Source organism: Actinosynnema sp. ALI-1.44 (assembly GCF_001984155.1).
In the GTDB taxonomy this organism is placed as follows: Bacteria; Actinomycetota; Actinomycetes; order Mycobacteriales; family Pseudonocardiaceae; genus Kibdelosporangium.
The window spans coordinates 878,693-902,448 of the sequence record NZ_MTQO01000053.1; the positions used below are offsets into that span (position 1 = coordinate 878,693).

General features: G+C 66.5%; 39 protein-coding genes. 36 read left to right on the forward strand and 3 right to left on the reverse strand.

Translation table 11 applies throughout. From position 1 onward, the window contains the following. Position 1 precedes the first annotated feature (1 nt). Entirely contained in the window at positions 2-277 is a 276-nt protein-coding gene (locus ALI144C_RS46250; protein ID WP_076993568.1) for a hypothetical protein, read from the reverse strand. A 2-nt stretch (positions 278-279) separates the two neighbouring features. After that, positions 280-693: a YbaB/EbfC family nucleoid-associated protein gene (locus tag ALI144C_RS46255; protein WP_076993569.1), complete on the reverse strand. Its 414-nt coding sequence runs from the start codon at positions 691-693 to the stop codon at positions 280-282. 432 nt (positions 694-1,125) lie between these two features. On the opposite strand from ALI144C_RS46255, the gene rpsL reads away from it, so the two are divergent. From rpsL to map, 30 genes are all read left to right on the forward strand, one after another. Next, positions 1,126-1,500, forward strand: coding sequence for a 30S ribosomal protein S12 (gene rpsL / locus ALI144C_RS46260; RefSeq protein WP_054295773.1), 375 nt, complete (start codon positions 1,126-1,128; stop codon positions 1,498-1,500). Then, positions 1,500-1,970, forward strand: a complete 471-nt coding sequence (rpsG, locus tag ALI144C_RS46265) for a 30S ribosomal protein S7 (RefSeq protein WP_076993570.1) — start codon at positions 1,500-1,502, stop codon at positions 1,968-1,970. Before rpsL ends, rpsG begins: the two co-directional genes overlap by 1 nt. Before the next feature lie 45 nt (positions 1,971-2,015). After that, positions 2,016-4,115, forward strand: coding sequence for an elongation factor G (gene fusA / locus ALI144C_RS46270; protein WP_076993571.1), 2,100 nt, complete (start codon positions 2,016-2,018; stop codon positions 4,113-4,115). Between the two features lie 145 nt (positions 4,116-4,260). Continuing rightward, positions 4,261-5,454: an elongation factor Tu gene (tuf, locus tag ALI144C_RS46275; RefSeq protein WP_076993572.1), complete on the forward strand. Its 1,194-nt coding sequence runs from the start codon at positions 4,261-4,263 to the stop codon at positions 5,452-5,454. 424 nt (positions 5,455-5,878) lie between these two features. Continuing rightward, positions 5,879-6,184: a 30S ribosomal protein S10 gene (gene rpsJ, locus ALI144C_RS46280; RefSeq protein WP_003938093.1), complete on the forward strand. Its 306-nt coding sequence runs from the start codon at positions 5,879-5,881 to the stop codon at positions 6,182-6,184. Between the two features lie 39 nt (positions 6,185-6,223). Beyond that, positions 6,224-6,874, forward strand: coding sequence for a 50S ribosomal protein L3 (gene rplC / locus ALI144C_RS46285; RefSeq protein WP_076993573.1), 651 nt, complete (start codon positions 6,224-6,226; stop codon positions 6,872-6,874). A gap of 1 nt (position 6,875) precedes the next feature. Next, positions 6,876-7,559, forward strand: coding sequence for a 50S ribosomal protein L4 (gene rplD / locus ALI144C_RS46290; protein WP_076993574.1), 684 nt, complete (start codon positions 6,876-6,878; stop codon positions 7,557-7,559). After that, entirely contained in the window at positions 7,556-7,855 is a 300-nt protein-coding gene (gene rplW / locus ALI144C_RS46295) for a 50S ribosomal protein L23 (RefSeq protein ID WP_042182722.1), read from the forward strand. Before rplD ends, rplW begins: the two co-directional genes overlap by 4 nt. A gap of 21 nt (positions 7,856-7,876) precedes the next feature. Then, positions 7,877-8,710, forward strand: a complete 834-nt coding sequence (gene rplB, locus ALI144C_RS46300; protein WP_054295766.1) for a 50S ribosomal protein L2 — start codon at positions 7,877-7,879, stop codon at positions 8,708-8,710. 18 nt (positions 8,711-8,728) lie between these two features. Next, the gene (rpsS, locus tag ALI144C_RS46305) at positions 8,729-9,010 is read left to right on the forward strand and encodes a 30S ribosomal protein S19 (protein WP_042182725.1); all 282 of its coding nucleotides are present in this window, start codon (positions 8,729-8,731) and stop codon (positions 9,008-9,010) included. A 40-nt stretch (positions 9,011-9,050) separates the two neighbouring features. Continuing rightward, positions 9,051-9,488, forward strand: a complete 438-nt coding sequence (gene rplV / locus ALI144C_RS46310; RefSeq protein ID WP_076993575.1) for a 50S ribosomal protein L22 — start codon at positions 9,051-9,053, stop codon at positions 9,486-9,488. Further along, positions 9,488-10,342 (forward strand): 30S ribosomal protein S3, encoded by an 855-nt coding sequence (gene rpsC / locus ALI144C_RS46315; protein WP_076993576.1) that lies wholly within the window; start codon positions 9,488-9,490, stop codon positions 10,340-10,342. Before rplV ends, rpsC begins: the two co-directional genes overlap by 1 nt. Positions 10,343-10,345: 3 nt before the next feature. Then, complete coding sequence (gene rplP / locus ALI144C_RS46320; protein WP_037270084.1) at positions 10,346-10,765, forward strand: 50S ribosomal protein L16; 420 nt, start codon at positions 10,346-10,348, stop codon at positions 10,763-10,765. Then, a complete protein-coding gene (gene rpmC / locus ALI144C_RS46325; protein ID WP_042182733.1) occupies positions 10,765-11,013 on the forward strand; it encodes a 50S ribosomal protein L29 in 249 nt (82 codons plus the stop codon). Before rplP ends, rpmC begins: the two co-directional genes overlap by 1 nt. Further along, a complete protein-coding gene (gene rpsQ, locus ALI144C_RS46330) occupies positions 11,010-11,297 on the forward strand; it encodes a 30S ribosomal protein S17 (RefSeq protein ID WP_076993577.1) in 288 nt (95 codons plus the stop codon). The genes rpmC and rpsQ overlap by 4 nt, the downstream gene beginning before the upstream one ends. A 68-nt stretch (positions 11,298-11,365) precedes the next feature. Continuing rightward, entirely contained in the window at positions 11,366-11,734 is a 369-nt protein-coding gene (rplN, locus tag ALI144C_RS46335; RefSeq protein WP_033384214.1) for a 50S ribosomal protein L14, read from the forward strand. A 2-nt stretch (positions 11,735-11,736) separates the two neighbouring features. Further along, a complete protein-coding gene (rplX, locus tag ALI144C_RS46340; RefSeq protein WP_033384250.1) occupies positions 11,737-12,054 on the forward strand; it encodes a 50S ribosomal protein L24 in 318 nt (105 codons plus the stop codon). A 2-nt stretch (positions 12,055-12,056) separates the two neighbouring features. After that, positions 12,057-12,620 (forward strand): 50S ribosomal protein L5, encoded by a 564-nt coding sequence (rplE, locus tag ALI144C_RS46345; RefSeq protein ID WP_042182736.1) that lies wholly within the window; start codon positions 12,057-12,059, stop codon positions 12,618-12,620. A 3-nt stretch (positions 12,621-12,623) separates the two neighbouring features. Next, the gene (locus ALI144C_RS46350; RefSeq protein WP_042182737.1) at positions 12,624-12,809 is read left to right on the forward strand and encodes a type Z 30S ribosomal protein S14; all 186 of its coding nucleotides are present in this window, start codon (positions 12,624-12,626) and stop codon (positions 12,807-12,809) included. An 85-nt stretch (positions 12,810-12,894) separates the two neighbouring features. Next, positions 12,895-13,293, forward strand: a complete 399-nt coding sequence (gene rpsH / locus ALI144C_RS46355; RefSeq protein WP_054295760.1) for a 30S ribosomal protein S8 — start codon at positions 12,895-12,897, stop codon at positions 13,291-13,293. Positions 13,294-13,308: 15 nt separating this feature from the next. Next, complete coding sequence (gene rplF / locus ALI144C_RS46360; protein WP_076993578.1) at positions 13,309-13,848, forward strand: 50S ribosomal protein L6; 540 nt, start codon at positions 13,309-13,311, stop codon at positions 13,846-13,848. 1 nt (position 13,849) lies between these two features. After that, the gene (gene rplR / locus ALI144C_RS46365) at positions 13,850-14,251 is read left to right on the forward strand and encodes a 50S ribosomal protein L18 (protein ID WP_076993579.1); all 402 of its coding nucleotides are present in this window, start codon (positions 13,850-13,852) and stop codon (positions 14,249-14,251) included. A 40-nt stretch (positions 14,252-14,291) separates the two neighbouring features. Continuing rightward, positions 14,292-14,939: a 30S ribosomal protein S5 gene (rpsE, locus tag ALI144C_RS46370; protein ID WP_042182745.1), complete on the forward strand. Its 648-nt coding sequence runs from the start codon at positions 14,292-14,294 to the stop codon at positions 14,937-14,939. A 1-nt stretch (position 14,940) separates the two neighbouring features. Next, on the forward strand, positions 14,941-15,126 hold the full coding sequence (gene rpmD / locus ALI144C_RS46375; RefSeq protein WP_076993788.1) for a 50S ribosomal protein L30: 186 nt from the start codon (positions 14,941-14,943) through the stop codon (positions 15,124-15,126). Further along, entirely contained in the window at positions 15,123-15,569 is a 447-nt protein-coding gene (rplO, locus tag ALI144C_RS46380; protein WP_143231267.1) for a 50S ribosomal protein L15, read from the forward strand. The genes rpmD and rplO overlap by 4 nt, the downstream gene beginning before the upstream one ends. A 93-nt stretch (positions 15,570-15,662) precedes the next feature. After that, entirely contained in the window at positions 15,663-16,322 is a 660-nt protein-coding gene (locus tag ALI144C_RS46385) for a hypothetical protein (protein WP_076993581.1), read from the forward strand. A gap of 33 nt (positions 16,323-16,355) precedes the next feature. Beyond that, entirely contained in the window at positions 16,356-16,913 is a 558-nt protein-coding gene (idi, locus tag ALI144C_RS46390) for an isopentenyl-diphosphate Delta-isomerase (protein WP_076993582.1), read from the forward strand. 167 nt (positions 16,914-17,080) lie between these two features. Continuing rightward, on the forward strand, positions 17,081-18,400 hold the full coding sequence (gene secY / locus ALI144C_RS46395; protein WP_076993583.1) for a preprotein translocase subunit SecY: 1,320 nt from the start codon (positions 17,081-17,083) through the stop codon (positions 18,398-18,400). Then, positions 18,397-18,945: an adenylate kinase gene (locus tag ALI144C_RS46400; protein WP_076993584.1), complete on the forward strand. Its 549-nt coding sequence runs from the start codon at positions 18,397-18,399 to the stop codon at positions 18,943-18,945. The genes secY and ALI144C_RS46400 overlap by 4 nt, the downstream gene beginning before the upstream one ends. A 41-nt stretch (positions 18,946-18,986) precedes the next feature. After that, the gene (gene map / locus ALI144C_RS46405) at positions 18,987-19,760 is read left to right on the forward strand and encodes a type I methionyl aminopeptidase (protein ID WP_076993789.1); all 774 of its coding nucleotides are present in this window, start codon (positions 18,987-18,989) and stop codon (positions 19,758-19,760) included. Here the strand turns inward: map and ALI144C_RS46410 are convergent. After that, positions 19,757-20,857 (reverse strand): barstar family protein, encoded by a 1,101-nt coding sequence (locus ALI144C_RS46410; RefSeq protein ID WP_168211514.1) that lies wholly within the window; start codon positions 20,855-20,857, stop codon positions 19,757-19,759. The two genes, map and ALI144C_RS46410, sit on opposite strands and share 4 nt — an antisense overlap. An 85-nt stretch (positions 20,858-20,942) precedes the next feature. Between ALI144C_RS46410 and ALI144C_RS55030 the strand changes: the two genes are divergently transcribed. From ALI144C_RS55030 to rpsD, 6 genes are all read left to right on the forward strand, one after another. Beyond that, positions 20,943-21,365, forward strand: coding sequence for a DUF1707 SHOCT-like domain-containing protein (locus ALI144C_RS55030; protein WP_168211515.1), 423 nt, complete (start codon positions 20,943-20,945; stop codon positions 21,363-21,365). 176 nt (positions 21,366-21,541) lie between these two features. Continuing rightward, positions 21,542-21,763: a translation initiation factor IF-1 gene (gene infA / locus ALI144C_RS46420; protein WP_033384191.1), complete on the forward strand. Its 222-nt coding sequence runs from the start codon at positions 21,542-21,544 to the stop codon at positions 21,761-21,763. A 35-nt stretch (positions 21,764-21,798) separates the two neighbouring features. Beyond that, positions 21,799-21,912, forward strand: a complete 114-nt coding sequence (gene rpmJ / locus ALI144C_RS46425; RefSeq protein WP_010148647.1) for a 50S ribosomal protein L36 — start codon at positions 21,799-21,801, stop codon at positions 21,910-21,912. Positions 21,913-22,060: 148 nt separating this feature from the next. Beyond that, positions 22,061-22,441 carry a 30S ribosomal protein S13 gene (rpsM, locus tag ALI144C_RS46430; protein WP_076993586.1) on the forward strand — a complete coding sequence of 127 codons (381 nt, stop codon included), beginning with the start codon at positions 22,061-22,063 and terminating at the stop codon, positions 22,439-22,441. Between the two features lie 200 nt (positions 22,442-22,641). Continuing rightward, positions 22,642-23,046: a 30S ribosomal protein S11 gene (gene rpsK / locus ALI144C_RS46435; protein ID WP_033384187.1), complete on the forward strand. Its 405-nt coding sequence runs from the start codon at positions 22,642-22,644 to the stop codon at positions 23,044-23,046. A 23-nt stretch (positions 23,047-23,069) separates the two neighbouring features. Next, entirely contained in the window at positions 23,070-23,675 is a 606-nt protein-coding gene (rpsD, locus tag ALI144C_RS46440; RefSeq protein ID WP_076993587.1) for a 30S ribosomal protein S4, read from the forward strand. Positions 23,676-23,756: the final 81 nt, after the last annotated feature.

The following is a 23,756-nucleotide window of genomic DNA, read 5'->3' on the forward strand; positions in this document are numbered from 1 at the left end:
GTCAGACCTGCGTGCTCGGCTTGTCGGCCTTCCGGTGGGCGTCCGCCTGCGCCGCCAGGTTCTCCGCGAGCCGCGTCAGCGCCGCCGCCACCTCGCCGGCGGCCTTGCTGACCGCCTCGGCCGCGGGCAGGTAGTCCTTCGCGAAGCTGCGCCCCGGCTCGTCGTCGCCCCACGGCCGGCCCACGTCTCGCAGCCGGTTCTTGAGCGTGGACGCGGTCTCGGTGAGGCCCGCGCCCACTTGTAACCCGTTCGGGTCGATGTGCGTCTCATCGCCCACCGCTACGCCCCCTTGAACAGGTCGCGCAACGACGGGGCCCCCGGCACCAGGTCGGGCAGGTCGATCAGGTCGTCGTCCGGGGTGAACCGGCTCGCCTCGCGGCGCACCTCGGTCCGCACGTCCGTCGTCGCCGCACGGATCACACGTGTGATCTCCGCCGCGAGGTCCGCCGGGGTCCCGCGCTCGAAGGCGTGCGACGAGAGCGTCAGCTCGGTCAGCTGACCCGTCATGTCCACTTTGGCCTGCACCACGCCGTCGTCCGAACGCGCCTCGCCGGTCAGCGCGGCCATCCGCGCCTGCGCCTGCTTGAGGCCCTCGGTGCGGCGGCGCACCTCACCCGTCATGTGGTCGACCTGGCGGCGCAACTCCGCGTTGCGCTCGGCCAGGCGCTCGGAGTCGAAATCCGGCTCGGACACGGCCCTGCGCCCCCCGGCTCACTCGGTGACAACTTCTCGAGCCGGAATGTACCGTTGCCCGTCCGCAACGGTGTACCGATCACTGCAACCCGAGCGGGGAACAACGCGGTGTCCAGGTGGCGTTCACCGTATCGGGCGGGGTCGGCGACCCCCGTTTTGCCCGCCGGGAACCGGCCAGGTATCTTTGCTAATCGTGCCTGACTGATGTCGGGCCGCTCCGTGTGCCTGTCGTCGGTGAAGACCACGACGCAAACCGGCACGGAGACCTCCCAAACCCCGTTGGGATGCCGCGGTTGTTCCATGTGGCGCTGTCCCGCACGGGCCGTCGGGGAAGGGCGACACGCCCGACCTCGGGTTACGGCGGGGCCAGGGGGAACACAGCACAACCACGGACAACCGCCATGAAGAAGCAGTCGTAGAGAAAGCCGGTCCATGCCCACGATCCAGCAGCTGGTCCGTAAGGGCCGCCAGGACAAGGTCGCCAAGACCAAGACCGCGGCGCTCAAGGGGAGCCCGCAGCGGCGCGGAGTGTGCACGCGTGTGTACACCACCACGCCCAAGAAGCCGAACTCGGCGCTGCGCAAGGTCGCCCGTGTCAAGTTGACCAGCGGCATCGAGGTCACCGCATACATCCCCGGTGAGGGCCACAACCTCCAGGAGCACTCGATGGTGCTCGTGCGCGGTGGCCGTGTGAAGGACCTCCCGGGTGTTCGCTACAAGATCATCCGCGGCTCGCTGGACACGCAGGGCGTGAAGAACCGCAAGCAGGCGCGCAGCCGCTACGGCGCGAAGAAGGAGAAGGGCTGATGCCACGTAAGGGACCGGCCCCGAAGCGGCCGTTGATCTCCGACCCGGTCTACAGCTCCCCGCTGGTCACTCAGCTGATCAACAAGGTGCTGCGGGACGGCAAGCGCTCCGTCGCCGAGAAGATCGTCTACGGCGCGCTCGAGGGCGCCCGTGAGAAGACGAGCACCGACCCGGTGGTCACGCTCAAGCGTGCGCTCGACAACGTGAAGCCGGCCATCGAGGTCAAGCCCCGTCGTGTCGGTGGCGCCACCTACCAGGTGCCGATCGAGGTCAAGCCCGGTCGCAGCACCACCCTCGCGCTGCGTTGGCTGGTCAGCTACTCCCGCAGCCGTCGCGAGAAGACCATGGTCGAGCGCCTCATGAACGAGCTGCTCGACGCGAGCAACGGCCTTGGGGCGAGCGTCAAGCGTCGCGAGGACACGCACAAGATGGCCGAGTCCAACAAGGCCTTCGCCCACTACCGCTGGTGACCTGACCGGCGGCCCGACAGCTCTGCAAGACAGGGGAAGATTCTCGTGGCACTCGACGTGCTCACCGACCTGGCCAAGGTCCGCAACATCGGGATCATGGCTCACATCGACGCGGGTAAAACCACGACGACGGAGCGGATCCTGTTCTACACCGGGATCAACTACAAGATCGGCGAGGTGCACGACGGCGCCGCGACGATGGACTGGATGGAGCAGGAGCAGGAGCGCGGCATCACGATCACGTCCGCCGCGACGACCACTTACTGGGCCGACCACCAGATCAACATCATCGACACGCCCGGCCACGTCGACTTCACCGTCGAGGTGGAGCGTTCGCTCCGCGTCCTCGACGGTGCCGTCGCGGTGTTCGACGGCAAGGAGGGTGTCGAGCCCCAGTCCGAGCAGGTCTGGCGGCAGGCCACCAAGTACGACGTCCCGCGCATCTGCTTCGTCAACAAGATGGACAAGCTGGGCGCGGACTTCTACTTCACCGTGCGCACCATCTCGGAGCGCCTCGGTGCCAAGCCGCTGCCGATCCAGCTGCCGATCGGTGCCGAGAACGACTTCATCGGTGTCGTCGACCTGATTCACATGCGCGCGCTGACCTGGCGCGGCGAGGTGAAGAAGGGCGAGGACTACGCGATCGAGGAGATCCCGGCCGATCTGGCCGAGAAGGCCGCGGAGTACCGCGAGCAGCTCATCGAGGCCGTCGCCGAGACCGACGACGCCCTGATGGAGAAGTACCTCGGTGGCGAGGAGCTGACGGTCGAGGAGATCAAGGCCGCCATCCGCAAGATCACGATCGAGCGGTCGGCGTACCCGGTTCTCTGCGGCTCGGCGTTCAAGAACAAGGGTGTCCAGCCGATGCTGGACGCGGTGATCGACTACCTGCCGTCCCCGCTGGACGTGCCCGCGGTCGAAGGCACGCTCGTCGACGGCGAGACCCCGGCGACCAGGAAGCCGAACACCGACGAGCCGTTCTCGGCGTTGGCGTTCAAGATCGCCGTGCACCCGTTCTTCGGCAAGCTGACCTACATCCGGGTCTACTCCGGCCAGGTCAACTCCGGCGCCCAGGTGATCAACTCCACCAAGGAGCGCAAGGAGCGCATCGGGAAGCTCTTCCAGATGCACTCCAACAAGGAGAACCCGGTCAGTGAGGCCATCGCGGGCCACATCTACGCCGCGATCGGCCTGAAGGACACCACGACCGGCGACACCCTGTGCGACCCGCAGCAGCCGATCATCCTCGAGTCGATGACCTTCCCCGACCCCGTGATCGAGGTCGCGGTCGAGCCGAAGACCAAGGCCGACCAGGAGAAGCTGTCGATCGCGATCCAGAAGCTGGCCGAGGAGGACCCCACCTTCAAGGTCAAGCAGGACGAGGAGACCGGCCAGACGATCATCTCGGGCATGGGCGAGCTGCACCTGGACGTGCTGGTCGACCGGATGCGCCGCGAGTTCAAGGTCGAGGCCAACATCGGCAAGCCGCAGGTGGCCTACCGCGAGACCATCCGCAAGACGGTCGAGAAGCTGGACTACACCCACAAGAAGCAGACGGGTGGCTCCGGCCAGTTCGCGAAGGTCGTCGTCAAGCTGGAGCCGCTGGCCACCACGGACGGTGCGCTGTACGAGTTCGAGAACAAGGTCACCGGTGGCCGCGTTCCGCGCGAGTACATCCCGTCGGTGGACCAGGGTGCGCAGGACGCCATGCAGTACGGCGTGCTCGCGGGCTACCCGCTCGTCGGACTGAAGCTGACCCTGCTCGACGGTGCCTACCACGAGGTCGACTCGTCGGAAATGGCGTTCAAGATCGCCGGTTCGATGGTGCTCAAGGAGGCCGCGAAGCTGGCCAGCCCGGCGCTGCTCGAGCCGCTGATGGCGGTCGAGGTGACCACCCCCGAGGAGTACATGGGTGACGTCATCGGTGACCTGAACTCCCGCCGTGGCCAGATCCAGGCCATGGAGGAGCGCAGTGGCGTGCGTGTCGTGAAGGCACTCGTTCCGCTGTCGGAGATGTTCGGCTACGTGGGTGACCTGCGGTCGCGTACCCAGGGCCGCGCGAACTACTCCATGCAGTTCGACTCCTACGCCGAGGTTCCCACGAACGTGGCGAAGGAGATCATCGCAAAGGCGACGGGGGAATAACCCCGAAAACCGGAGCACCACACAGCGTGTGGGCTCTCCGGGGTTCCCCCGGGGTCCGCACAACCGACCCTGATAGCCGCCGGGGCGACGAAGGAATCTATTCTTCGACCCCGGCGGACAAGTACAAGTCCAGGAGGACAATCCAGTGGCGAAGGCGAAGTTCGAGCGGACCAAGCCGCACGTCAACATCGGTACGGTCGGTCACATCGACCACGGTAAGACGACGCTCACCGCGGCCATTTCCAAGGTTCTGCACGACAAGTACCCGGAGTTGAACCCCTTCACGCCGTTCGACGAGATCGACAAGGCGCCGGAGGAGAAGCAGCGCGGTATCACCATCTCGATCGCTCACATCGAGTACCAGACCGAGAAGCGGCACTACGCGCACGTCGACTGCCCGGGTCACGCTGACTACATCAAGAACATGATCACCGGTGCCGCGCAGATGGACGGCGCGATCCTGGTGGTCGCCGCGACCGACGGCCCGATGCCGCAGACGAAGGAGCACGTGCTCCTCGCCCGCCAGGTCGGCGTGCCGTACATCGTCGTCGCCCTGAACAAGGCCGACATGGTTGACGACGAGGAGATCCTCGAGCTCGTCGAGCTGGAGGTCCGCGAGCTGCTGACCGAGTACGAGTTCCCGGGCGACGACCTGCCCGTGGTCCGCGTCTCGGCGCTGAAGGCGCTCGAGGGCGACAAGGAGTGGGGCGACAAGCTCCTCGAGCTGCTGGACGCGGTGGACGAGAACATCCCCGAGCCGCAGCGCGAGACCGAGCGTCCGTTCCTGATGCCGATCGAGGACGTCTTCACGATCACCGGTCGTGGCACGGTCGTCACCGGCCGTATCGAGCGTGGCGTTGTCAACGTCAACGAGGAGGTCGAGATCCTCGGCATCCGCGAGAAGGCGACCAAGACCACGGTCACCGGCGTTGAGATGTTCCGCAAGCTGCTCGACCAGGGTCAGGCCGGCGACAACGTGGGCCTGCTGGTCCGCGGTGTCAAGCGTGAGGACGTCGAGCGCGGCATGGTCGTCGCCAAGCCGGGCACCTCGACCCCGCACACCGAGTTCGAGGCGCAGGTCTACATCCTGTCCAAGGACGAAGGTGGCCGTCACACGCCGTTCTTCCAGAACTACCGCCCGCAGTTCTACTTCCGTACGACCGACGTGACCGGCGTCGTGACCCTCCCCGAGGGCACCGAGATGGTCATGCCGGGCGACGACACGAAGATGACCGTCCAGCTGATCCAGCCGATCGTGATGGACGAGGGCATGCGGTTCACCATCCGTGAGGGTGGCCGGACCGTCGGCGCCGGTACCCTGACCAAGATCATCAAGTGATCTAGGTCGTATTCGGCGACCCCGATTTGGACGCCATATTTCGGTATGGCATCCTGTATAGGTTGCTCGTCGTGGGGCGGCCGGGTTCTCCTCGGAGGACCGGCCGCCTCCGCGCGAGGGCCGTAGTGCATCGGCGGCAGTGCAGAAGCCCGTGATACGGGAACTGGGCACGGCGGCCATCAGTGAGACAAAACATGGGTTATGCCGGGAATTCTGTTGAGCTTCTGGCCGCCCGTCCCACAACGTCAGGTTCGCCCCCCACGGGAGTGAAATGACTGTGGGACCGGTCTGTGGAAGTTGGGCGACACGCCCGACCGCGTGGACCGGGAACCATGACTTGTGAACAGGGAGAGCGGAGCCTCCTCGGCTGTAACGCAGCCAAGCGCTCTGACAGGGACATCACGGAAGGAACGGCAAAGCCACCATGGCGGGACAGAAGATCCGCATCCGGCTCAAGGCCTACGACCACGAGGCGATCGACGCCTCCGCGCGGAAGATCGTCGAGACCGTGACGCGTACCGGCGCTCGGGTCGTTGGGCCAGTGCCGCTGCCGACCGAGAAGAACGTCTACTGCGTCATCCGCTCGCCGCACAAGTACAAGGACTCGCGCGAGCACTTCGAGATGCGCACGCACAAGCGTCTGATCGACATCCTCGACCCGACGCCGAAGACGGTCGACGCGCTCATGCGCATCGACCTGCCGGCCAGCGTCGACGTCAACATCCAGTAAGCGCCTGCGCGCGAGAAACGCAGCGGAGAGAACGAGACCATGTCTGACAGGCAAGTGAAGGGCATTCTGGGCACCAAGCTCGGTATGACCCAGGTCTTCGACGAGTCGAACCGGGTCGTGCCGGTGACCGTCGTGCAGGCCGGGCCGAACGTGGTGACCCAGGTACGCACCCAGGACAACGACGGCTACACCGCGGTGCAGCTGGCCTTCGGAGCCATCGACCCCCGCAAGGTGAACAAGCCGGAGACCGGGCACTTCACCAAGGCCGGCGTGACCCCTCGGCGAGTGCTCGCCGAGCTGCGCACCACTGATGCGGACTCCTACGAGGTCGGCCAGGAGATCACGGCCGAGGTGTTCGAGGCGGGCGCCGTCATCGACGCCACCGGCACCAGCAAGGGCAAGGGCACCGCGGGTGTCATGAAGCGCCACGGCTTCAAGGGTTTGAGCGCCTCGCACGGTACCCAGCGCAAGCACCGCTCGCCTGGTTCCATCGGCGGGTGCGCCACCCCGGGCCGCGTGTTCAAGGGCCTGCGGATGGCCGGCCGGATGGGTCACGAGAAGGTGACCACCCAGAACCTGACCGTTCACCGGGTCGACGCCGAGTCCGGCCTCATCCTGATCAAGGGTGCGGTTCCGGGCCCCAAGGGCGGCCTCGTGTTCCTCAAGAGCGCCGCGAAGGGTGGTGCGTGAAATGACCAGCGTTGACGTTCGCACCCCGGACGGCAAGACCGACGGCTCCGTCGAGCTGCCCGCGGGCATCTTCGACGTGCAGGCGAACATCTCGCTCATGCACCAGGTCGTCGTCGCCCAGGAAGCAGCGGCGCGACAGGGTACGCACAGCACCAAGACTCGCGGCGAGGTTCGCGGTGGCGGCAAGAAGCCGTACCGCCAGAAGGGCACCGGCCGGGCCCGTCAGGGTTCGACCCGCGCTCCGCAGTTCGTCGGCGGTGGCGTCGTGCACGGCCCCCAGCCGCGCGACTACTCCCAGCGGACCCCCAAGAAGATGAAGGCCGCCGCCCTGCGTGGCGCTCTCTCCGACCGGGCCCGCGAGGAGCAGCTGCACATCGTGTCCTCTTTGGTCACGGGTGACGCGCCGTCCACGAAGGGCGCCCGCACGACCCTGGCCGAGCTCACCAGCGCGAAGAACGTCCTCGTGGTGCTCAACCGCGACGACGAGCTGAACCTGCTGTCGGTGCGCAACCTGTCCAACGTGCACGTGTTGTGGCCGGACCAGTTGAACACCCGCGACGTCCTCTTCGCCGACGACGTGGTGTTCACCAAGGACGCGTACGAAGCCTTCGTCGCCGGCCCCATCGCGGGTCGCTCGGCCAAGGCGACCGCTCGCTCCAGTGAAGTTGAGGAGGAGTCGAAGTGATTCCCGACCCCCGCGACATCCTGCGCGCGCCGGTCATCTCCGAGAAGAGCTACAGCCTTCTCGAGGAGAACAAGTACACGTTCCTTGTTCACCCGGACGCGAACAAGACGGCGATCAAGATCGCGGTCGAGAAGGTGTTCGGCGTCAAGGTGACCAGCGTGAACACGCTGAACCGGCAGGGCAAGCGCAAGCGCACCCGCACCGGCTACGGCAAGCGCAAGGACACCAAGCGCGCCATCGTGACGTTGTCCGCTGACTCGAAGCCGATCGAGATCTTCGGCGGCCCGGCCGCCTAAGGGAACGAGGAACTCGCAGAGATGGGCATTCGCAAGTACAAGCCGACGACGCCGGGCCGTCGTGGCTCCAGTGTTTCGGACTTCTCCGAGATCACCCGTGACTTCCCGGAGAAGTCGCTGGTCCGGCCGCTGAACAAGAAGGGCGGCCGCAACGCGCACGGCAAGATCACCACCCGGCACAAGGGTGGCGGTCACAAGCGCGCGTACCGGCTGATCGACTTCCGTCGCAACGACAAGGACGGCATCCCGGCCAAGGTCGCGCACATCGAGTACGACCCCAACCGGACCGCGCGGATCGCGCTGCTGCACTACGCGGACGGCGAGAAGCGCTACATCATCGCGCCGGAGAAGCTGCGCCAGGGCGACCCGATCGAGAACGGCCCCAAGGCCGACATCAAGCCGGGCAACAACCTGCCGCTGCGCAACATCCCGGTCGGCACCGTGGTGCACGCCATCGAGCTGCGCCCCGGCGGCGGCGCCAAGATCGCCCGCTCCGCGGGCGCCAGCGTTCAGCTGGTGGCTCGCGAGGGTTCGATGGCGCAGCTGCGCATGCCGTCCGGTGAGATCCGGATGGTCGACGTCCGCTGCCGCGCCACGGTCGGTTCGGTCGGCAACGCCGAGCAGTCCAACATCAACTGGGGCAAGGCCGGTCGGATGCGGTGGAAGGGCAAGCGCCCGACCGTCCGCGGTGTGGCCATGAACCCGGTCGACCACCCGCACGGTGGTGGTGAGGGCAAGACGTCCGGTGGTCGCCACCCGGTGAACCCGGCCGGTAAGCCAGAAGGCCGTACTCGTCGCCGGAAGGCGAGCGACCGGATGATCGTCCGTCGCCGCAAGACCGGTAAGAAGCGCTGAGCAGGAAGGGAGTGAACCATGCCGCGTAGCCTGAAAAAGGGCCCGTTCGTTGACGACCACCTGCTCAAGAAGGTGGACGTGCTGAACGAGTCCGGCAAGAAGACCGTCATCAAGACGTGGTCCCGCCGGTCCACGATCATCCCGGACATGTTGGGTCACACCATCGCCGTCCACGATGGTCGCAAGCACGTCCCGGTCTTCATCTCGGAGGCCATGGTCGGGCACAAGCTGGGCGAATTCGCCCCGACCCGCACCTTCAAGGGCCACATCAAGGACGACCGGAAGTCCCGCCGCCGCTGAGCGGCGCGCCTAGACACGAACCAGCAAGGGGTAAGCAGCGATGAACGCCCGTGACGAAGCCGCGGTGGAGGAACTTCCTACCGCCGTGGCTCGGGCTCGCTACGTGCGCACCACGCCTATGAAGGCGCGCCGCGTTGTGGAGCTCATCAAGGGACGTAACGCCAGCGAGGCCCTGGCCGTGCTCCAGTTCGCGCCGCAGGCCGCCAGCGGTCCGGTTGCGAAGGTGCTCGCCAGCGCCATGGCAAACGCCGAGAACAACCTGAAACTCGACCCGGAGACGCTCTGGGTGAGCCAGGCGTATGTGGACGAGGGCCCGACGCTCAAGCGGTTCCGTCCGCGTGCGCAGGGCCGTGCGTACCGCATCCGCAAGCGCACCAGCCACATCACGGTCGAGGTCGTTTCGCGTCCGAAGCCCGAAGCGGCACGCAAGCCGGCCCGCAAGGCCGCGAAGACCAGTGAGAAGGGAAGTGCCAGCTAGTGGGTCAGAAGATCAACCCGCACGGCTTCCGCCTGGGTATCACCACTGACTGGAAGTCCCGCTGGTACGCGGACAAGCAGTACGCGGAATACGTGGCGGAAGACGTCAAGATCCGGAAGCTGCTGTCCAAGGGCATGGAGCGCGCCGGTATCTCCAAGGTGGAGATCGAGCGGACCCGTGACCGCGTGCGTGTGGACATCCACACCGCCCGGCCGGGCATCGTCATCGGTCGCCGCGGCGCCGAGGCCGACCGCATTCGCGGTGAGCTGGAGAAGCTCACCAAGAAGCAGGTCCAGCTGAACATCCTCGAGGTCAAGAACCCCGAGTCGGACGCCCAGCTGGTCGCGCAGGCAGTCGCCGAGCAGCTGTCCAACCGGGTGGCCTTCCGCCGCGCGATGCGCAAGGCCATCCAGTCGGCCATGCGTTCGCCGCAGGTCAAGGGCATCCGGGTGCAGTGCGGTGGCCGTCTCGGCGGCGCCGAGATGTCCCGCTCGGAGCACTACCGCGAGGGTCGCGTCCCGCTGCACACGCTGCGCGCGGACATCGACTACGGCCTCTTCGAGGCCCGCACCACCTTCGGCCGGATCGGCGTGAAGGTCTGGATCTACAAGGGTGAAGTGGTCGGCGGGCGTCGCCAGCAGGACACCACCCAGAACACCCAGCAGGAGCGCGCTCCTCGTCGCGAGCGTCCGAACCGGGCTCGTCGTTCCGGTGCCTCCGGCACCACCGCGACCAGCACCGAGGCCGCCAGGGCCGCCGCCCAGGAGGCACGTTCGAGCGCCGCGACCGATGCCGCGCAAACGCCGTCCGAAGCCCCCGCGGCTCCGGAGGCCAAGGCAAACGGGGAGGGCTGAGCTGTGCTCATCCCACGCAAGGTCAAGCACCGCAAGCAGCACTCGCCGAAGCGCCACGGCGCCGCCAAGGGTGGCACCAAGGTCAACTTCGGGGAGTACGGCATCCAGGCGCTCGAGCCGTCGTACGTGACGAACAGGCAGATCGAGTCCGCCCGTATCGCCATCAACCGGCACATCCGCCGTGGTGGCAAGGTCTGGATCCCGATCTTCCCCGACCGTCCGCTGACCAAGAAGCCCGCCGAGACCCGGATGGGTTCCGGTAAGGGTTCGCCCGAGTACTGGGTGGTCAACGTCAAGCCGGGTCGTGTGCTGTTCGAGATGAGCTTCCCGAACGAGGCAGTGGCGCGTGAGGCACTGCGCCGCGCGATCCACAAGCTGCCGATGAAGTGCCGCATCGTGACGCGTGAAGGTGGTGACTTCTGATGGCTGCCGGAGTGACGGCGTCAGAGGTGCGCGAGCTGACCGAGGAGGAGCTGGTGCTCCGTCTTCGCGAGGCCAAGGAGGAGCTGTTCAACCTCCGGTTCCAGATGGCCACCGGCCAGCTGGACAACAACCGTCGCCTGCGCATTGTGCGGCGGGACATCGCGAAGATCTACACAGTGATGCGGGAGCGCGAACTGGGCTTGTCGGCTTCCCCTGACGAGACAGTTACGAACGAAGGTGCCGCATGACCGAGCCAGCCCCCGAGACCACCGAGACCGAGGCGCGCAACCGCCGCAAGGTCCGTGAGGGTTACGTCGTGTCCGACAAGATGGACAAGACCGTGATCGTCCGCCTTGAGCAGAGCAAGAAGCACCCCCGGTACGCCAAGGTCATGCGCACCACCAGCAAGGTGACCGCGCACGACGAGGAGAACAGCGCCGGCGTCGGCGACCGCGTTCTGCTCATGGAGACCCGGCCGCTGTCGGCCACCAAGCGGTGGCGACTGGTCGAGATCCTCGAGAAGGCCAAGTAAGACAATAGCTATTGACCGCGCGTGTCAGGTCGGAAATCTGCCACGCCACAACGGGTCAGGGAGAGACAGTGATCCAGCAGGAGTCGCGGCTGCGCGTCGCCGACAACACCGGTGCCAAGGAAATCCTTTGCATCCGTGTTCTCGGCGGTTCGGGTCGGCGTTACGCGGGTATCGGCGACATCATCGTCGCCACCGTGAAGGACGCCATCCCGGGCGCCGGCGTGAAGAAGGGTGACGTCGTCAAGGCGGTCATCGTGCGCACCGCCAAGGAGCGCCGCCGCCCGGACGGTTCGTACATCCGGTTCGACGAGAACGCCGCGGTGCTCATCAAGAACGACACCGAGCCGCGTGGTACCCGCATCTTCGGCCCGGTCGGCCGCGAGCTGCGGGACAAGAAGTTCATGAAGATCATTTCGTTGGCGCCGGAGGTGCTCTGACCATGAAGGTGAAGAAAGGCGACACGGTCGTCGTCATCGCCGGCAAGGACAAGGGTGCCAAGGGCAAGGTCATCCAGGCCTACCCGAAGGACAACAAGGTCCTGGTCGAGGGCGTCAACCGGATCAAGAAGCACACCAAGATCACCCAGACCCAGCGTGGCGCGCAGTCCGGCGGGATCGTGACCCAGGAGGCCCCGATCCACGTCTCCAACGTCATGGTCGTCGCCGACGGCAAGGCCGTCCGCGTCGGGTACGAGACCAACGACGAGGGCCGCAAGGTTCGAGTGGCCCGCGGCAAGGGCAACGGGAAGGAGATCTGATCATGACTACCGCTGAGAAGACCATCCCGCGGCTCAAGGCCCGATACCGCAGCGAGATCGCTCCGGCTCTGCACAAGGACTTCTCCTACGAGAACGTCATGCAGATCCCTGGCGTCGTGAAGATCGTCGTCAACATGGGTGTCGGTGACGCCGCCCGCGACGGCAAGCTGATCGAGGGCGCGGTCCGCGACCTGGCCACGATCACCGGCCAGCGCCCGGAGGTCCGCAAGGCCCGCAAGTCCATCGCGCAGTTCAAGCTGCGTGAGGGCATGCCCATCGGTGCGCGCTGCACGCTGCGCGGCGACCGGATGTGGGAGTTCCTCGACCGGTTGCTGACCATCGCCCTCCCGCGTATCCGTGACTTCCGTGGCTTGTCGCCCAAGCAGTTTGACGGCAACGGCAACTACACGTTCGGTCTCAACGAGCAGTCGATGTTCCACGAGATCGACCCAGACTCGATCGACCGTCCGCGCGGTATGGACATCACGATCGTGACCACCGCCGTCAACGACGATGAAGGCCGGGCGCTGCTCAAGCACCTGGGCTTCCCGTTCCGGGAGAACTGATCCATGGCCAAGAAGGCACTGGTCCACAAGGCCGCGCAGAAGCCGAAGTTCAAGGTTCGCGGTTACACCCGCTGCCAGCGTTGCGGTCGCCCGCACTCCGTGTTCCGCAAGTTCGGCCTGTGCCGGATCTGCCTGCGGGAGATGGCGCACCGCGGTGAACTGCCCGGCGTGCGCAAGTCCAGCTGGTAAAGGCGAACCCGCCTCTACCTCCCATTTCGCCGTAGGCCCCGCGTCGAACGCGGGGAACCCCGGCGAGAAAGGTTGACAGGTCACCATGACGATGACCGACCCGATCGCAGACTTCTTGACCCGTCTGCGCAACGCCAACTCGGCGTACCACGATGAGGTCGTACTGCCGCACTCGAAGATCAAGGCGAACATCGCCGAGATCCTCAAGCGCGAGGGCTACATCGCCAGCTACCGCGCCGAGCAGGGCGAGAAGTGCAAGAACCTGGTCGTCGAGCTGAAGTACGGCCCGAACCGTGAGCGCAGCATCGCCGGTCTCCGCCGCATCTCCAAGCCGGGTCTGCGGGTTTACGCCAAGTCGACCGGCTTGCCGAAGGTGCTCGGCGGACTGGGCGTGGCGATCATTTCCACGTCGACCGGCCTGGTGACCGATCGACAGGCCAACAAGCAGGGTGTAGGCGGAGAAGTTCTCGCCTACGTCTGGTAGGGGAGGAGAGCAGGCATGTCCCGTATCGGAAAGCTGCCGATCACCGTCCCCGCCGGGGTCGATGTGAAGATCGACGGCCAGACGGTCAACGTCAAGGGGCCCAAGGGCACTCTGACGCACACCATTGTCGAGCCGATCAGCCTCGAGCGCGCCGAGGACGGCACGCTGCAGGTCACGCGGCCCAACGACGAGCGCCAGAACCGTGCGCTGCACGGCCTGACCCGGACGCTCGTGAACAACCTCGTCGTCGGCGTCACCGCCGGGTACGAGAAGAAGCTTGAGATCCACGGCGTCGGTTACCGCGTCGCGCTCAAGGGCACCGAACTCGAGTTCCAGCTCGGTTACAGCCACTCGATCAAGGTGCCCGCGCCCGAAGGGATCACCTTCACGGTCGAGAACCCGACGCGGTTCTCGGTCAGCGGGATCGACAAGCAACTCGTCGGTGAGGTCTCGGCCAACATCCGCAAGCTGCGCAAGCCCGACCCGTACAAGGGCAAGGGCGTCCGCTACGCGGGCGAGAAGATCCGCCGCAAGGTCGGAAAGACGGGTAAGTGACATGAGCGAAGCAACCAGTACTAAGCGCAAGCCGGTGGGCAAGGACATCTCCACCCGCCGTCGCGTTGCCCGCACGCGTCGTCACTTCCGGCTCCGCAAGAAGATCAGCGGTACGCCGGCCCGTCCGCGCCTGGTCGTCAACCGGTCCTCGCGGCACATCACCGTGCAGCTGATCGACGACCTGGCCGGTGTCACCATCGCCGGGGCGACCTCCTTCGAGGCCGACGTGGTCGCGGTGGACGGCGACAAGAAGGCCAAGGCCGCCAAGGTCGGTCAGCTGATCGCGGCTCGCGCCAAGGACAAGGGCGTCGACAAGGTCGTGTTCGACCGGGGTGGCTACGACTACCACGGCCGGATCGCGGCGCTCGCCGACGCGGCCCGTGAAGCGGGGCTGGAGTTCTGATGACCCAGACCCGAGCAATCGAGAACGGAAGGAACGCCTGATGCCGGGACGTACACGGCAGGGTGGCGGCTTCGGCGGTCAGCAAGGCGGCGGTCAGGGCGGCAACGACCGCGGCGACCGTCGTGACCGCAGGGGCGGCCGCGACGGTGGCCGTGGCGGAGCGGCCCAGGAGAAGACCCCGCACCTCGAGCGCGTGGTCGCGATCAACCGCGTCGCCAAGGTCGTGAAGGGTGGTCGTCGCTTCAGCTTCACCGCCCTGGTGGTCGTCGGCGACGGCGACGGTCAGGTCGGCGTCGGCTACGGCAAGGCCAAGGAGGTGCCCGCCGCGATCGCGAAGGGCGTGGAGGAAGCCAAGAAGAACTTCTTCCGCGTGCCCCGGATCGCCGGCACCATCCCGCACCCCATCCAGGGCGAGGACGCCGCTGGCGTCGTGCTCCTGCGTCCGGCCAGCGCCGGTACCGGTGTCATCGCCGGTGGCCCGGTGCGTGCCGTGCTGGAGTGCGCGGGTGTGCACGACGTGCTGTCGAAGTCGCTGGGCAGCGACAACGCCATCAACATCGTGCACGCGACCGTTGCCGCTCTGAAGGGTCTGCAGCGTCCGGAGGAGGTGGCCGCCCGCCGCGGTCTGCCGCTCGAGGACGTCGCCCCCGCCGCCATGCTGCGTGCCCGCGCACAGGCTGGAGCGTGACATGGCAAAGCTGAAGATCACCCAGGTCAAGAGCAAGATCGGCACCAAGCACAACCACCGCGAGTCGCTGCGCACCCTCGGGCTGCGCAAGATCCGCCAGAGCACGGTGCGTGACGACACCCCCCAGGTCCGCGGCCTGATCCACACGGTCCGCCACCTGGTGGTCGTCGAGGAGGTCAACGACTGATGGCCATCAAACTCCATCACCTGCGCCCGGCGCCCGGTGCCAAGTCCGACAAGATCCGCGTCGGCCGTGGTGAGGGCTCCAAGGGCAAGACCGCCGGTCGCGGTACGAAGGGCACCAAGGCACGCAAGAACGTGCCCGCGCGCTTCGAAGGTGGGCAGATGCCCATCCACATGCGGCTGCCGAAGCTCAAGGGCTTCAAGAACCGCTTCCGCGTGGAGTACCAGATCGTCAACGTCGGCGACCTGGCCACGCTGTTCCCCGAGGGCGGCAAGGTCGGCATCATCGACCTGGTCCAGAAGGGCGCGATCCGCAAGGGTCAGCTCGTCAAGGTCCTCGGCGACGGTGACGTCGCCGGTGTGAAGCTGGACGTGACCGTCCACGCTTTCTCCGGCAGCGCCATCGAGAAGATCACCAGCGCTGGTGGCACCATCACCAAGCTCTGAGCAGCACCACCGACAAGGCCCGCCAGGTTCCGCCTGGCGGGCCTTCTCGCTGTCGTGATCGGGCCGTGTCGTCCACCTGTCACGCTCGGTCCCATGTGGCAACCACAGCGCCTCGGCGGCGCCCTGCTGTCCTTGGTCTCGGCGGTCCTGTTGCTCCTGGCGCCGTTCCTCCCGCTGTTCATCGGCAGCCTCAGTGCCAGGGGGACGGAATTCACCATGACCATCGACGGGTGGGGCTTCACGACCGACGCACCCCAGCGGATCGGCGCGATCGCGGTCAACGCGTACGGCCTGATCTTCTCGGCTGTGGTGCTGTTCGTCGCCACCGCCGTGGGCGTCATCGGTGCGCGCAGGCTTGCCACGCCCCGCAACCGGCGGGCTGCCGCCGTGCTGACGGCCGTCGCCGCGGCTTTCACGCTCGGTGTGACCGTCGCGGTGCTGCCGCAGCTCACCAACTGGATCGACACGTTCCGGCCGGTCGGTCTCGCGTCGGCGACGGTCAACACGTCCATCGGCCTCGGCTTCTGGCTGCTGGTGCTGGGCACGGTGCTCGCACTGGCCGCGGCGGTCATCGCCGCCCTGCCGATCCGTGACCGGGAGCCGGTCACGCCCGCGTACGGCTTCCCCATGCCACTCGGGCACCAGGAACAGCCGATGCAGCCCGCTTACCAGCCCCAGCCTGCTGCCGAACCGGCCGAGCCCGCCGCCGAACCGGACAAGCCGGTCAACCCCGAGCGGCAATCGGACAACTGACCGCGTGCCGGGGGAACAGATACTGTCTGTGACATGGAGCAGGTCGTCTTGCTGGACGAGTCGGGGCGGGCCATCGGCACCGCGGACAAGGCAACGGTGCACCATGAGCGGACGCCGCTGCACTTGGCGTTCTCCTCGTATGTCTTCGACGAGCGCAACCGTTTCCTGCTGACGCGCAGGGCGTCGAGCAAGAAGACGTGGCCGGGTGTCTGGACCAACTCCTGCTGTGGGCACCCGGCGCCGGGCGAGGCGGTGGGTGATGCCGTCGTCCGCCGGCTGCGGACCGAGCTGGGTCTCGATGTGGCGACGATCGATCTCGTGCTGCCGAAGTTCCGCTACCGGGTCGCGATGGCCGACGGTGTCGTGGAGAACGAGATGTGTCCCGTCTACCGGGTCACGGTCGCGGGCGACCCGACCCCCGACCCCAGCGAGGTCGACGACTTCGAGTGGGTCGACTGGCCGCCGAGCCGTGCGCTTTCCCCTTGGGCCGAACTGCAGTTGCCTCAGCTCAGGGCGCTCGGCGACGACCCGCGCGGCTGGCCGGCGGGCGATCCTGTCGATCTTCCGCCCGCGGCGAACGGAACCATCTGATCTATGCGCCGGACGGGGGGTGCGGAGCCCCTATGTGAGGCTGTTAGAGTCGTGGACACGCTTCGGGACAAATGTGCCCCGAAGCGTTCCTGGCTTGTGTTCCCGCCGGTGCAATTCACCGGCCCATCGTTCGCCGGCGAAACGCCGGTGACGCGAGGAGGTCTTGCGTGCTAGGCGCCTTCCGCTCGGCTCTCGCGACGCCGGATCTGCGAAAGAAGATCCTGTTCGTACTGGGGATCATCGTGGTGTACCGGGTGGGCGCCCTGCTGCCTTCACCAGGTGTGTCCTACCCGAACGTGCAGAAGTGCATCGCTTCGGTCGAACAGGACGGCATCTACTCGCTGCTCAACCTGTTCAGCGGCGGTGCTCTGCTGCAGCTGTCCGTTTTCGCGCTCGGCATCATGCCGTACATCACGGCGAGCATCATCATCCAGTTGCTCACCGTGGTCATCCCGCGCTTCGAGCAGCTGAAGAAGGAAGGCCAGGCCGGTCAGGGCAAGCTGACCCAGTACACCCGGTACCTGACGATCGCGCTCGCGATCCTGCAGGCCACCGGCATCGTGGCGCTGGCCGACCGGCAGCAGCTGTTCGGCGACTGCCGCGACGCGAACGGCGCGCAGGTCGACATCATCCCCGGTGACGGCATCTGGACCCTGGTCCTCATCGTCATCACGATGACCGCCGGTACCGCCGTCATCATGTGGCTGGGCGAGCTGATCACCGAACGCGGCATCGGAAACGGCATGTCGCTGCTGATGTTCGTCAACATCGCGGCCCGCATCCCGTTCGAGGGCAAGATCATCTGGGACAAGGGTCCGATCACCTTCACCGTGATCTGCCTGTTCGGTCTCGCGATCATCGCCAGCGTCGTGTTCATGGAGCAGGGGCAGCGCAGGATCCCGGTCCAATATGCCAAGCGCATGATCGGTCGCCGGATGTACGGCGGAACCTCGACCTACCTGCCGCTGAAGGTCAACCAGGCCGGTGTCATCCCGGTGATCTTCGCGTCCTCGCTGCTGTACCTGCCCGACCTGATCTCCCGCCTGATCGGCGGATCGCAGGACTCCGGCTGGCAGCGCTGGATCCAGCAGAACCTCGTGCAGCAGAACAGCTGGGTGCACATCACCGTGTACTTCGCGCTGATCATCTTCTTCACGTACTTCTACATCACGATCACGTTCAACGTGAACGAACGCGCTGAGGAGATGCGGAAGTTCGGTGGCTTCATCCCCGGCATCCGCCCCGGCCGTCCCACCTCGGAATACCTGAGTTACGTGCTGAGCCGCATCACCCTGCCCGGCTCGATCTACCTTGGCATCATCGCGATCCTCCCGAACTTCTTCCTGTCGGTGACGGGATCGGGGAACAACCAGAACTTCCCGTTCGGTGGTACCGCGGTACTGATCATGGTCGGCGTCGGCCTCGACACCGTGAAACAGATCGAGAGCCAGCTGATGCAACGTAACTACGAAGGGTTCCTCAGGTGACACGACTCGTTCTGGTCGGCCCGCCTGGCGCGGGCAAGGGCACGCAGGCCGGGACGCTCAGCGACAAGCTCGGCGTGCCGCACATCTCGACCGGTGACCTGTTCCGTGCCCACATCGGGAACAAGACCGAGCTCGGCCTCAGCGTCCAGTCGATCCTCGACTCGGGCAAGCTCGTGCCCGACGAGGTCACGAACCAGATGGTCCGTGAGCGGCTGGCCGAGGCCGACGCGCGGGACGGCTTCATCCTCGACGGCTTCCCGCGCAACATCGCGCAGGCCGACGTGCTCGGCGCGATCCTGGCCGAGTCGGGCAGGAAGCTGGACGCCGTCGTCGAGTTCCAGATCGACGAGGACGTGGTGGTGGCCCGGCTGCTCGGCCGCGGCCGCACGGACGACAACGAGGAAGTCATCCGGCATCGCCAGCAGATCTACCGGTCCGAGACCGAGCCGCTGTTGAACTACTACCGCGACATCGTGGTGACAGTCGACGCCGTCGGCGAGGTCGGCGAGGTCACCAACCGCGTGCTCAACGCGCTGGACAAGTGACCCGCGGTGGTCTGCTCGGCATGCTGCGCGGGCGCCGGTCGATGATCGAGGTCAAGACCCGCGGCGAGCTCGAGGCGATGCGCGCCGCGGGCATCGTCGTCGCCCGCACGCTCGACCTGCTCACCAAGGCCGTGCGGCCGGGAGTGAGCACGGGTGAGCTCGACGAACTGGCCGAGCAGACGATCAGGGACGCCGGGGCGGTGCCGTCCTTCAAGGGCTACCACGACTACCCGGCGTCGATCTGCTCGTCGGTGAACGAGCAGGTCGTCCACGGCATACCGGCGAGATCGCAGGTGCTCGCCGAAGGCGACCTGATCTCGATCGACTGCGGCGCGATCCTCGAAGGCTGGCACGGCGACGCGGCGGTGACAGTCGCGGCGGGCGAGATCCGCCCGGAGGACGCGCTGCTGTCCGAGGCCACCCGAACGTCGCTGTACGCGGGCGTCGAGGCCTTGGTCGTCGGCGCGCGGCTCTCGGACGTCTCGCACGCGATCGAGAAGTCGATCCTCCGCTCGGCGAAGGACCACGGCGTCAGGTACGGCATCATCCGCGACTACGGCGGCCACGGCATCGGTACCGAGATGCACATGGAGCCGTACCTGTCGAACTACGGCAAGCCCGGCAAAGGCCCCCGCCTGGTGGCCGGGATGGCGATCGCCGTCGAGCCGATGCTGACCCTGGGCGACCACGACACCGACGAACTCGACGACGGCTGGACAGTGGTGACCGTCGACGGCTCCCGCGCGGCGCACTGGGAGCACAGCATCGCGATCACCGACGACGGCCCCTGGATCCTCACCGCCCCCGAAGACTAGGCCAGCTCCAGCGTGACGTGGGCGCGGATCAGGTCCACCCACTCCGCGAACGGGTCCCGCCGTGAGATGGCACGCTCCGCTTCGAGCCGCAAGTGAGCCCTTGCGACGTCCGAGTCGTGCCAGACCAGGGTGAACGGTGGCCTGGCGCCGAATCCGCCGCTGAGGCAGTCGCGGATCGCCTGCCAGTTCCAGCCGAAGTAGCCACCGGGACCGTTCACCGCCTCGCCGAGAGCGCAGTAGAAGCCCATTTCGTCGGTGACGAACCGCCCGTCGATGTGGAAGGTCTGCCCGGGTCCCTGCTCCGGCCCGGTGCGTGGGCGGGAGAGCGCGGCGGCCAGCCAGGCTTCCCGTCCTTCGAGGCCGTAGCCCGCCCACAGGTTCTTCTCCCGCGGACCACCGGCGAACCACATGTCCCAGATGGATCGCGCAGTCCGTGGCGGGTGATCGCTCACCCCGTTCGCGACGACGAGGTCGACGAGTCCGTCGCCTGCTTTCGACGGTACGGCGGACCGCACGTCGAGCATCGTGTACCACGACGGGTAAAAGTGATTCCCTTGCCGGTCGAGGAAAACAACGTGTGTCCGGCCGATTGGAACCGGCGTGCCCTTGCCGAGCAGGCGCCGCAGCTTGTTCCGCGGCTCCACGCCGTACAAGGTCATGGGTCCCGACGGTGCTGGGAGCCGCTGGACGAACAGGCCGTCGATGCCCGAGCACGTGCCCATCGCGCTGCCACCGTCCTCCCACAGGCGGAACTCGGCCACGTTCGGCGGGCAGCAGGGAGGCTGGTAGAAGTCGTGCAGCCGAGCCTCGACCGCCACGTCGGCCAGTCCGTCGACGCGACCGAGCACAGTCACGTCCCGCAGCGGCCATCCTTGACCCGGTTCGTCACCGGCGTCGACGTAGACGTCCCCGAGCCGCACGGGCACCGGTGAATCGAGCGCGTCCCGCAGCACGCCCTCCGGCTCACACCCGGACAGGGTGATCCGGACGAGCTCAGGCCCGGGCGGGTCGACGAACAGGCCGTGGATGTCCAGGCACAGGCCCAGCGTCTCGTCGTCGGATTCGTCGTCGAGCAGGAGGTATCTGAAAGGGGGCACGTCACCGAAGGGTAGGGCCAGCCCCACCAAAAGCGTAGGGATTACGCCATCCACCTGCGGGTCCTCGGCGGGAACCATAGTCACCGTGACCGACGACTTCGCCCATGACCAGATCCGCGTGACCGACCTCGACCGCAAGGCCACCGAGGCGCGGCTGCGGCTCGCGCACACCGACGGCAGCCTGACCCTGGACGAGCTGGACGAACGTCTGGCGAACCTTTGGTTGACCAAGACCCGACGGGACCTGACCGATCTGGTGCGTGACCTGCCCGCGCCGCCGCCTCCGCCGCCTCCGCCCGCGCCGCCGAAGCCCAACGGCGCCCTGATGGCGATGCGGGTGCTGACCGTGATCTGGCTGGCGGTCAGCGCGGTCAACCTGGTCATCTGGCTGATCGTGTCGCTGACCAGCTTCGAGCTCGCCTACCCGTGGTTCATCTGGCCGCTGGTGCCGCCGGGTGCCGTCCTCGGCGTGCTGTGGTGGTTCGGGGTGGGGCGTACCCGCAGCTAGGACCCCCGATTTGGGACACGGTGCCGGGGTGCGTACACTGGGTTGGTGGCGCGCTCGTAGCGCCGGTCTCGTTGTGCGGTTTTTTCCTTGAGATGAACCCTCGCGTGTCCGGTACAGGCGTGCCCGAGGTACGAAGCAGTGTACGAAGTAAGTCATCGTCACGAAACGCGGAGGACATGGGCAAGAAGGACGGGGCCATCGAAGTCGAGGGTCGCGTGGTCGAACCCCTTCCCAACGCGATGTTTCGCGTTGAGCTGGAGAACGGGCACAAGGTTCTCGCGCACATCAGTGGCAAGATGCGGCAGCACTACATCCGTATCCTGCCTGAGGACCGGGTCGTCGTGGAGCTTTCGCCGTATGACCTGACCCGTGGGCGCATCGTCTACCGCTACAAGTAGTGACCTTTACCAGGCTTGAACAGGAGAGCTGAGGCGTGAAGGTCCAGCCGAGCGTCAAGAAGATCTGCGACAAGTGCAAGGTGATCCGCCGGCACGGTCGCGTCATGGTGATCTGCGAGAACTTGCGTCACAAGCAGCGCCAGGGCTGACAACAGCACAAGAGGACCTCCTATGACCTGCCGGATCACACGGATCCGGCGTACCCCCGGACTTCAGGCCGGGGCCCGGGCTTCACGAGTCAACCCGGGGCGGTCAGGGAGCAGACCTGGAGAAATTCACTAAGGAGAAAGCGCCGAAATGGCACGACTCATGGGCGTCGACCTCCCCCGCGAAAAGCGGTTGGAGATCGCGCTTACCTACATCTTTGGCATCGGGCGTACCCGCTCCAAGGAGCTGCTGACGGCGACCGAGTTGTCTCCCGACCTGCGCGTCAAGGACCTCTCCGACGAGGAGGTCCTGAAGCTCAGGGACTACATCGAGGAGCACTTCAAGGTCGAGGGTGACCTCCGCCGCGAGGTCCAGGCCGACATTCGCCGGAAGATGGAGATCGGCTGCTACGAGGGCCTTCGCTGGCGTCGTGGTCTGCCAGTCCGCGGTCAGCGGACCAAGACCAACGCGCGTACCCGCAAGGGCCCGAAGAAGACGGTCGCCGGCAAGAAGAAGGCCGGAAAGAAGTGAGCCAGTACTGCGGTCGGACGCTCAAGCTCGTCACGCAGTCGCGGCGTGGCCGGTCCGCCATGCGGGCCACCCTCGTCGCCCCGCAGAACGCCCGCCCAGAGGCGCTGCGGGACCTGTACCTCGACGCCGGTTCTCGCATCCGGCGCGGGTCTGCCGCTCCTTCACCCACTCGCGCTTCCAAGTAGGAGAAACCCGAAGAAATGCCACCCAAGTCGCGTACTGGCGCCGTCAAGAAGGTGCGGCGCAAGGAAAAGAAGAACATCTCCCACGGGCATGCTCACATCAAGAGCACGTTCAACAACACGATCGTCTCGATCACCGACCCGCAGGGCAACGTGATCAGCTGGGCGTCCAGCGGTCACGTCGGCTTCAAGGGCTCGCGCAAGTCGACGCCGTTCGCCGCCCAGATGGCCGCGGAGAACGCCGCCCGCAAGGCCGCCGAGCACGGCATGAAGAAGGTCGACGTGTTCGTCAAGGGCCCGGGTTCCGGCCGTGAGACCGCGATCCGTTCGCTGCAGGCAGCCGGCCTCGAGGTCGGCACGATCCAGGACGTGACCCCGCAGCCCCACAACGGCTGCCGCCCGCCCAAGCGGCGCCGGGTCTGAGGCACGGGGAGGAGTAAGAACAAATGGCTCGTTATACGGGACCTGCCACGCGTAAGTCGCGTCGGCTCAAGGTTGACCTCGTCGGTGGCGACAAGGCGTTCGAGCGTCGCCCCTACCCGCCCGGCCAGCACGGCCGCGGCCGGGTCAAGGAGAGCGAGTACCTGCTCCAGCTGCAGGAGAAGCAGAAGGCCCGCTTCACCTACGGCGTGCTCGAGCGTCAGTTCCGCAAGTACTACGACGAGGCCGTCCGCCAGCAGGGCAAGACCGGTGAGGTCCTGCTCCAGCTGCTGGAGTCGCGTTTGGACAACGTGGTGTACCGCGCGGGTCTCGCGCGCACCCGTCGCCAGGCGCGCCAGCTGGTCAGCCACGGTCACTTCATCGTCAACGGCGTGAAGGTGAACGTGCCCAGCTACCAGGTCACCAAGTTCGACATCATCGACGTGAAGCCGAAGTCGATGCCGACGCTGCCGTTCGAGGTCGCCAAGGCGACCATCGGCGACCGCCCGGTGCCGGCGTGGCTGCAGGTCGTCCCGTCGAACCTGCGGATCCTGGTGCACCAGCGGCCGGAGCGGGCGCAGATCGACGTGCCCGTCCAGGAACAGCTGATCGTCGAGTTCTACTCGAAGTAAGACTTGATCAGCCCCGGCGTTCCGATAGCGCCGGGGCTCCATTTCCAGGCATCAAATAGCGGGTGCCTCAGGGAAGGAAAC

Excerpts from the sequence above, each read along its gene's own strand:
- rplC (WP_076993573.1), top strand. The coding sequence starts at position 6,224 with ATGTCTGACAGGCAAGTGAAGGGCATTCTGGGCACCAAGCTCGGTATG.
- rpsK (WP_033384187.1), top strand. The coding sequence starts at position 22,642 with ATGCCACCCAAGTCGCGTACTGGCGCCGTCAAGAAGGTGCGGCGCAAG.
- rpsH (WP_054295760.1), top strand. The coding sequence starts at position 12,895 with ATGACGATGACCGACCCGATCGCAGACTTCTTGACCCGTCTGCGCAAC.
- rpsM (WP_076993586.1), top strand. The coding sequence starts at position 22,061 with ATGGCACGACTCATGGGCGTCGACCTCCCCCGCGAAAAGCGGTTGGAG.
- rpsQ (WP_076993577.1), top strand. The coding sequence starts at position 11,010 with ATGACCGAGCCAGCCCCCGAGACCACCGAGACCGAGGCGCGCAACCGC.
- rpsE (WP_042182745.1), top strand. The coding sequence starts at position 14,292 with ATGCCGGGACGTACACGGCAGGGTGGCGGCTTCGGCGGTCAGCAAGGC.
- ALI144C_RS46350 (WP_042182737.1), top strand. The coding sequence starts at position 12,624 with ATGGCCAAGAAGGCACTGGTCCACAAGGCCGCGCAGAAGCCGAAGTTC.
- rplV (WP_076993575.1), top strand. The coding sequence starts at position 9,051 with ATGAACGCCCGTGACGAAGCCGCGGTGGAGGAACTTCCTACCGCCGTG.
- map (WP_076993789.1), top strand. The coding sequence starts at position 18,987 with ATGATCGAGGTCAAGACCCGCGGCGAGCTCGAGGCGATGCGCGCCGCG.
- rpsD (WP_076993587.1), top strand. The coding sequence starts at position 23,070 with ATGGCTCGTTATACGGGACCTGCCACGCGTAAGTCGCGTCGGCTCAAG.
- rplB (WP_054295766.1), top strand. The coding sequence starts at position 7,877 with ATGGGCATTCGCAAGTACAAGCCGACGACGCCGGGCCGTCGTGGCTCC.
- rpmC (WP_042182733.1), top strand. The coding sequence starts at position 10,765 with ATGGCTGCCGGAGTGACGGCGTCAGAGGTGCGCGAGCTGACCGAGGAG.
- rpsL (WP_054295773.1), top strand. The coding sequence starts at position 1,126 with ATGCCCACGATCCAGCAGCTGGTCCGTAAGGGCCGCCAGGACAAGGTC.
- rplX (WP_033384250.1), top strand. The coding sequence starts at position 11,737 with ATGAAGGTGAAGAAAGGCGACACGGTCGTCGTCATCGCCGGCAAGGAC.
- rpmD (WP_076993788.1), top strand. The coding sequence starts at position 14,941 with ATGGCAAAGCTGAAGATCACCCAGGTCAAGAGCAAGATCGGCACCAAG.
- rplR (WP_076993579.1), top strand. The coding sequence starts at position 13,850 with ATGAGCGAAGCAACCAGTACTAAGCGCAAGCCGGTGGGCAAGGACATC.
- rpsG (WP_076993570.1), top strand. The coding sequence starts at position 1,500 with ATGCCACGTAAGGGACCGGCCCCGAAGCGGCCGTTGATCTCCGACCCG.
- idi (WP_076993582.1), top strand. The coding sequence starts at position 16,356 with ATGGAGCAGGTCGTCTTGCTGGACGAGTCGGGGCGGGCCATCGGCACC.
- infA (WP_033384191.1), top strand. The coding sequence starts at position 21,542 with ATGGGCAAGAAGGACGGGGCCATCGAAGTCGAGGGTCGCGTGGTCGAA.
- rplE (WP_042182736.1), top strand. The coding sequence starts at position 12,057 with ATGACTACCGCTGAGAAGACCATCCCGCGGCTCAAGGCCCGATACCGC.
- rpsS (WP_042182725.1), top strand. The coding sequence starts at position 8,729 with ATGCCGCGTAGCCTGAAAAAGGGCCCGTTCGTTGACGACCACCTGCTC.
- rplD (WP_076993574.1), top strand. The coding sequence starts at position 6,876 with ATGACCAGCGTTGACGTTCGCACCCCGGACGGCAAGACCGACGGCTCC.
- rpsJ (WP_003938093.1), top strand. The coding sequence starts at position 5,879 with ATGGCGGGACAGAAGATCCGCATCCGGCTCAAGGCCTACGACCACGAG.
- rplF (WP_076993578.1), top strand. The coding sequence starts at position 13,309 with ATGTCCCGTATCGGAAAGCTGCCGATCACCGTCCCCGCCGGGGTCGAT.
- ALI144C_RS46385 (WP_076993581.1), top strand. The coding sequence starts at position 15,663 with ATGTGGCAACCACAGCGCCTCGGCGGCGCCCTGCTGTCCTTGGTCTCG.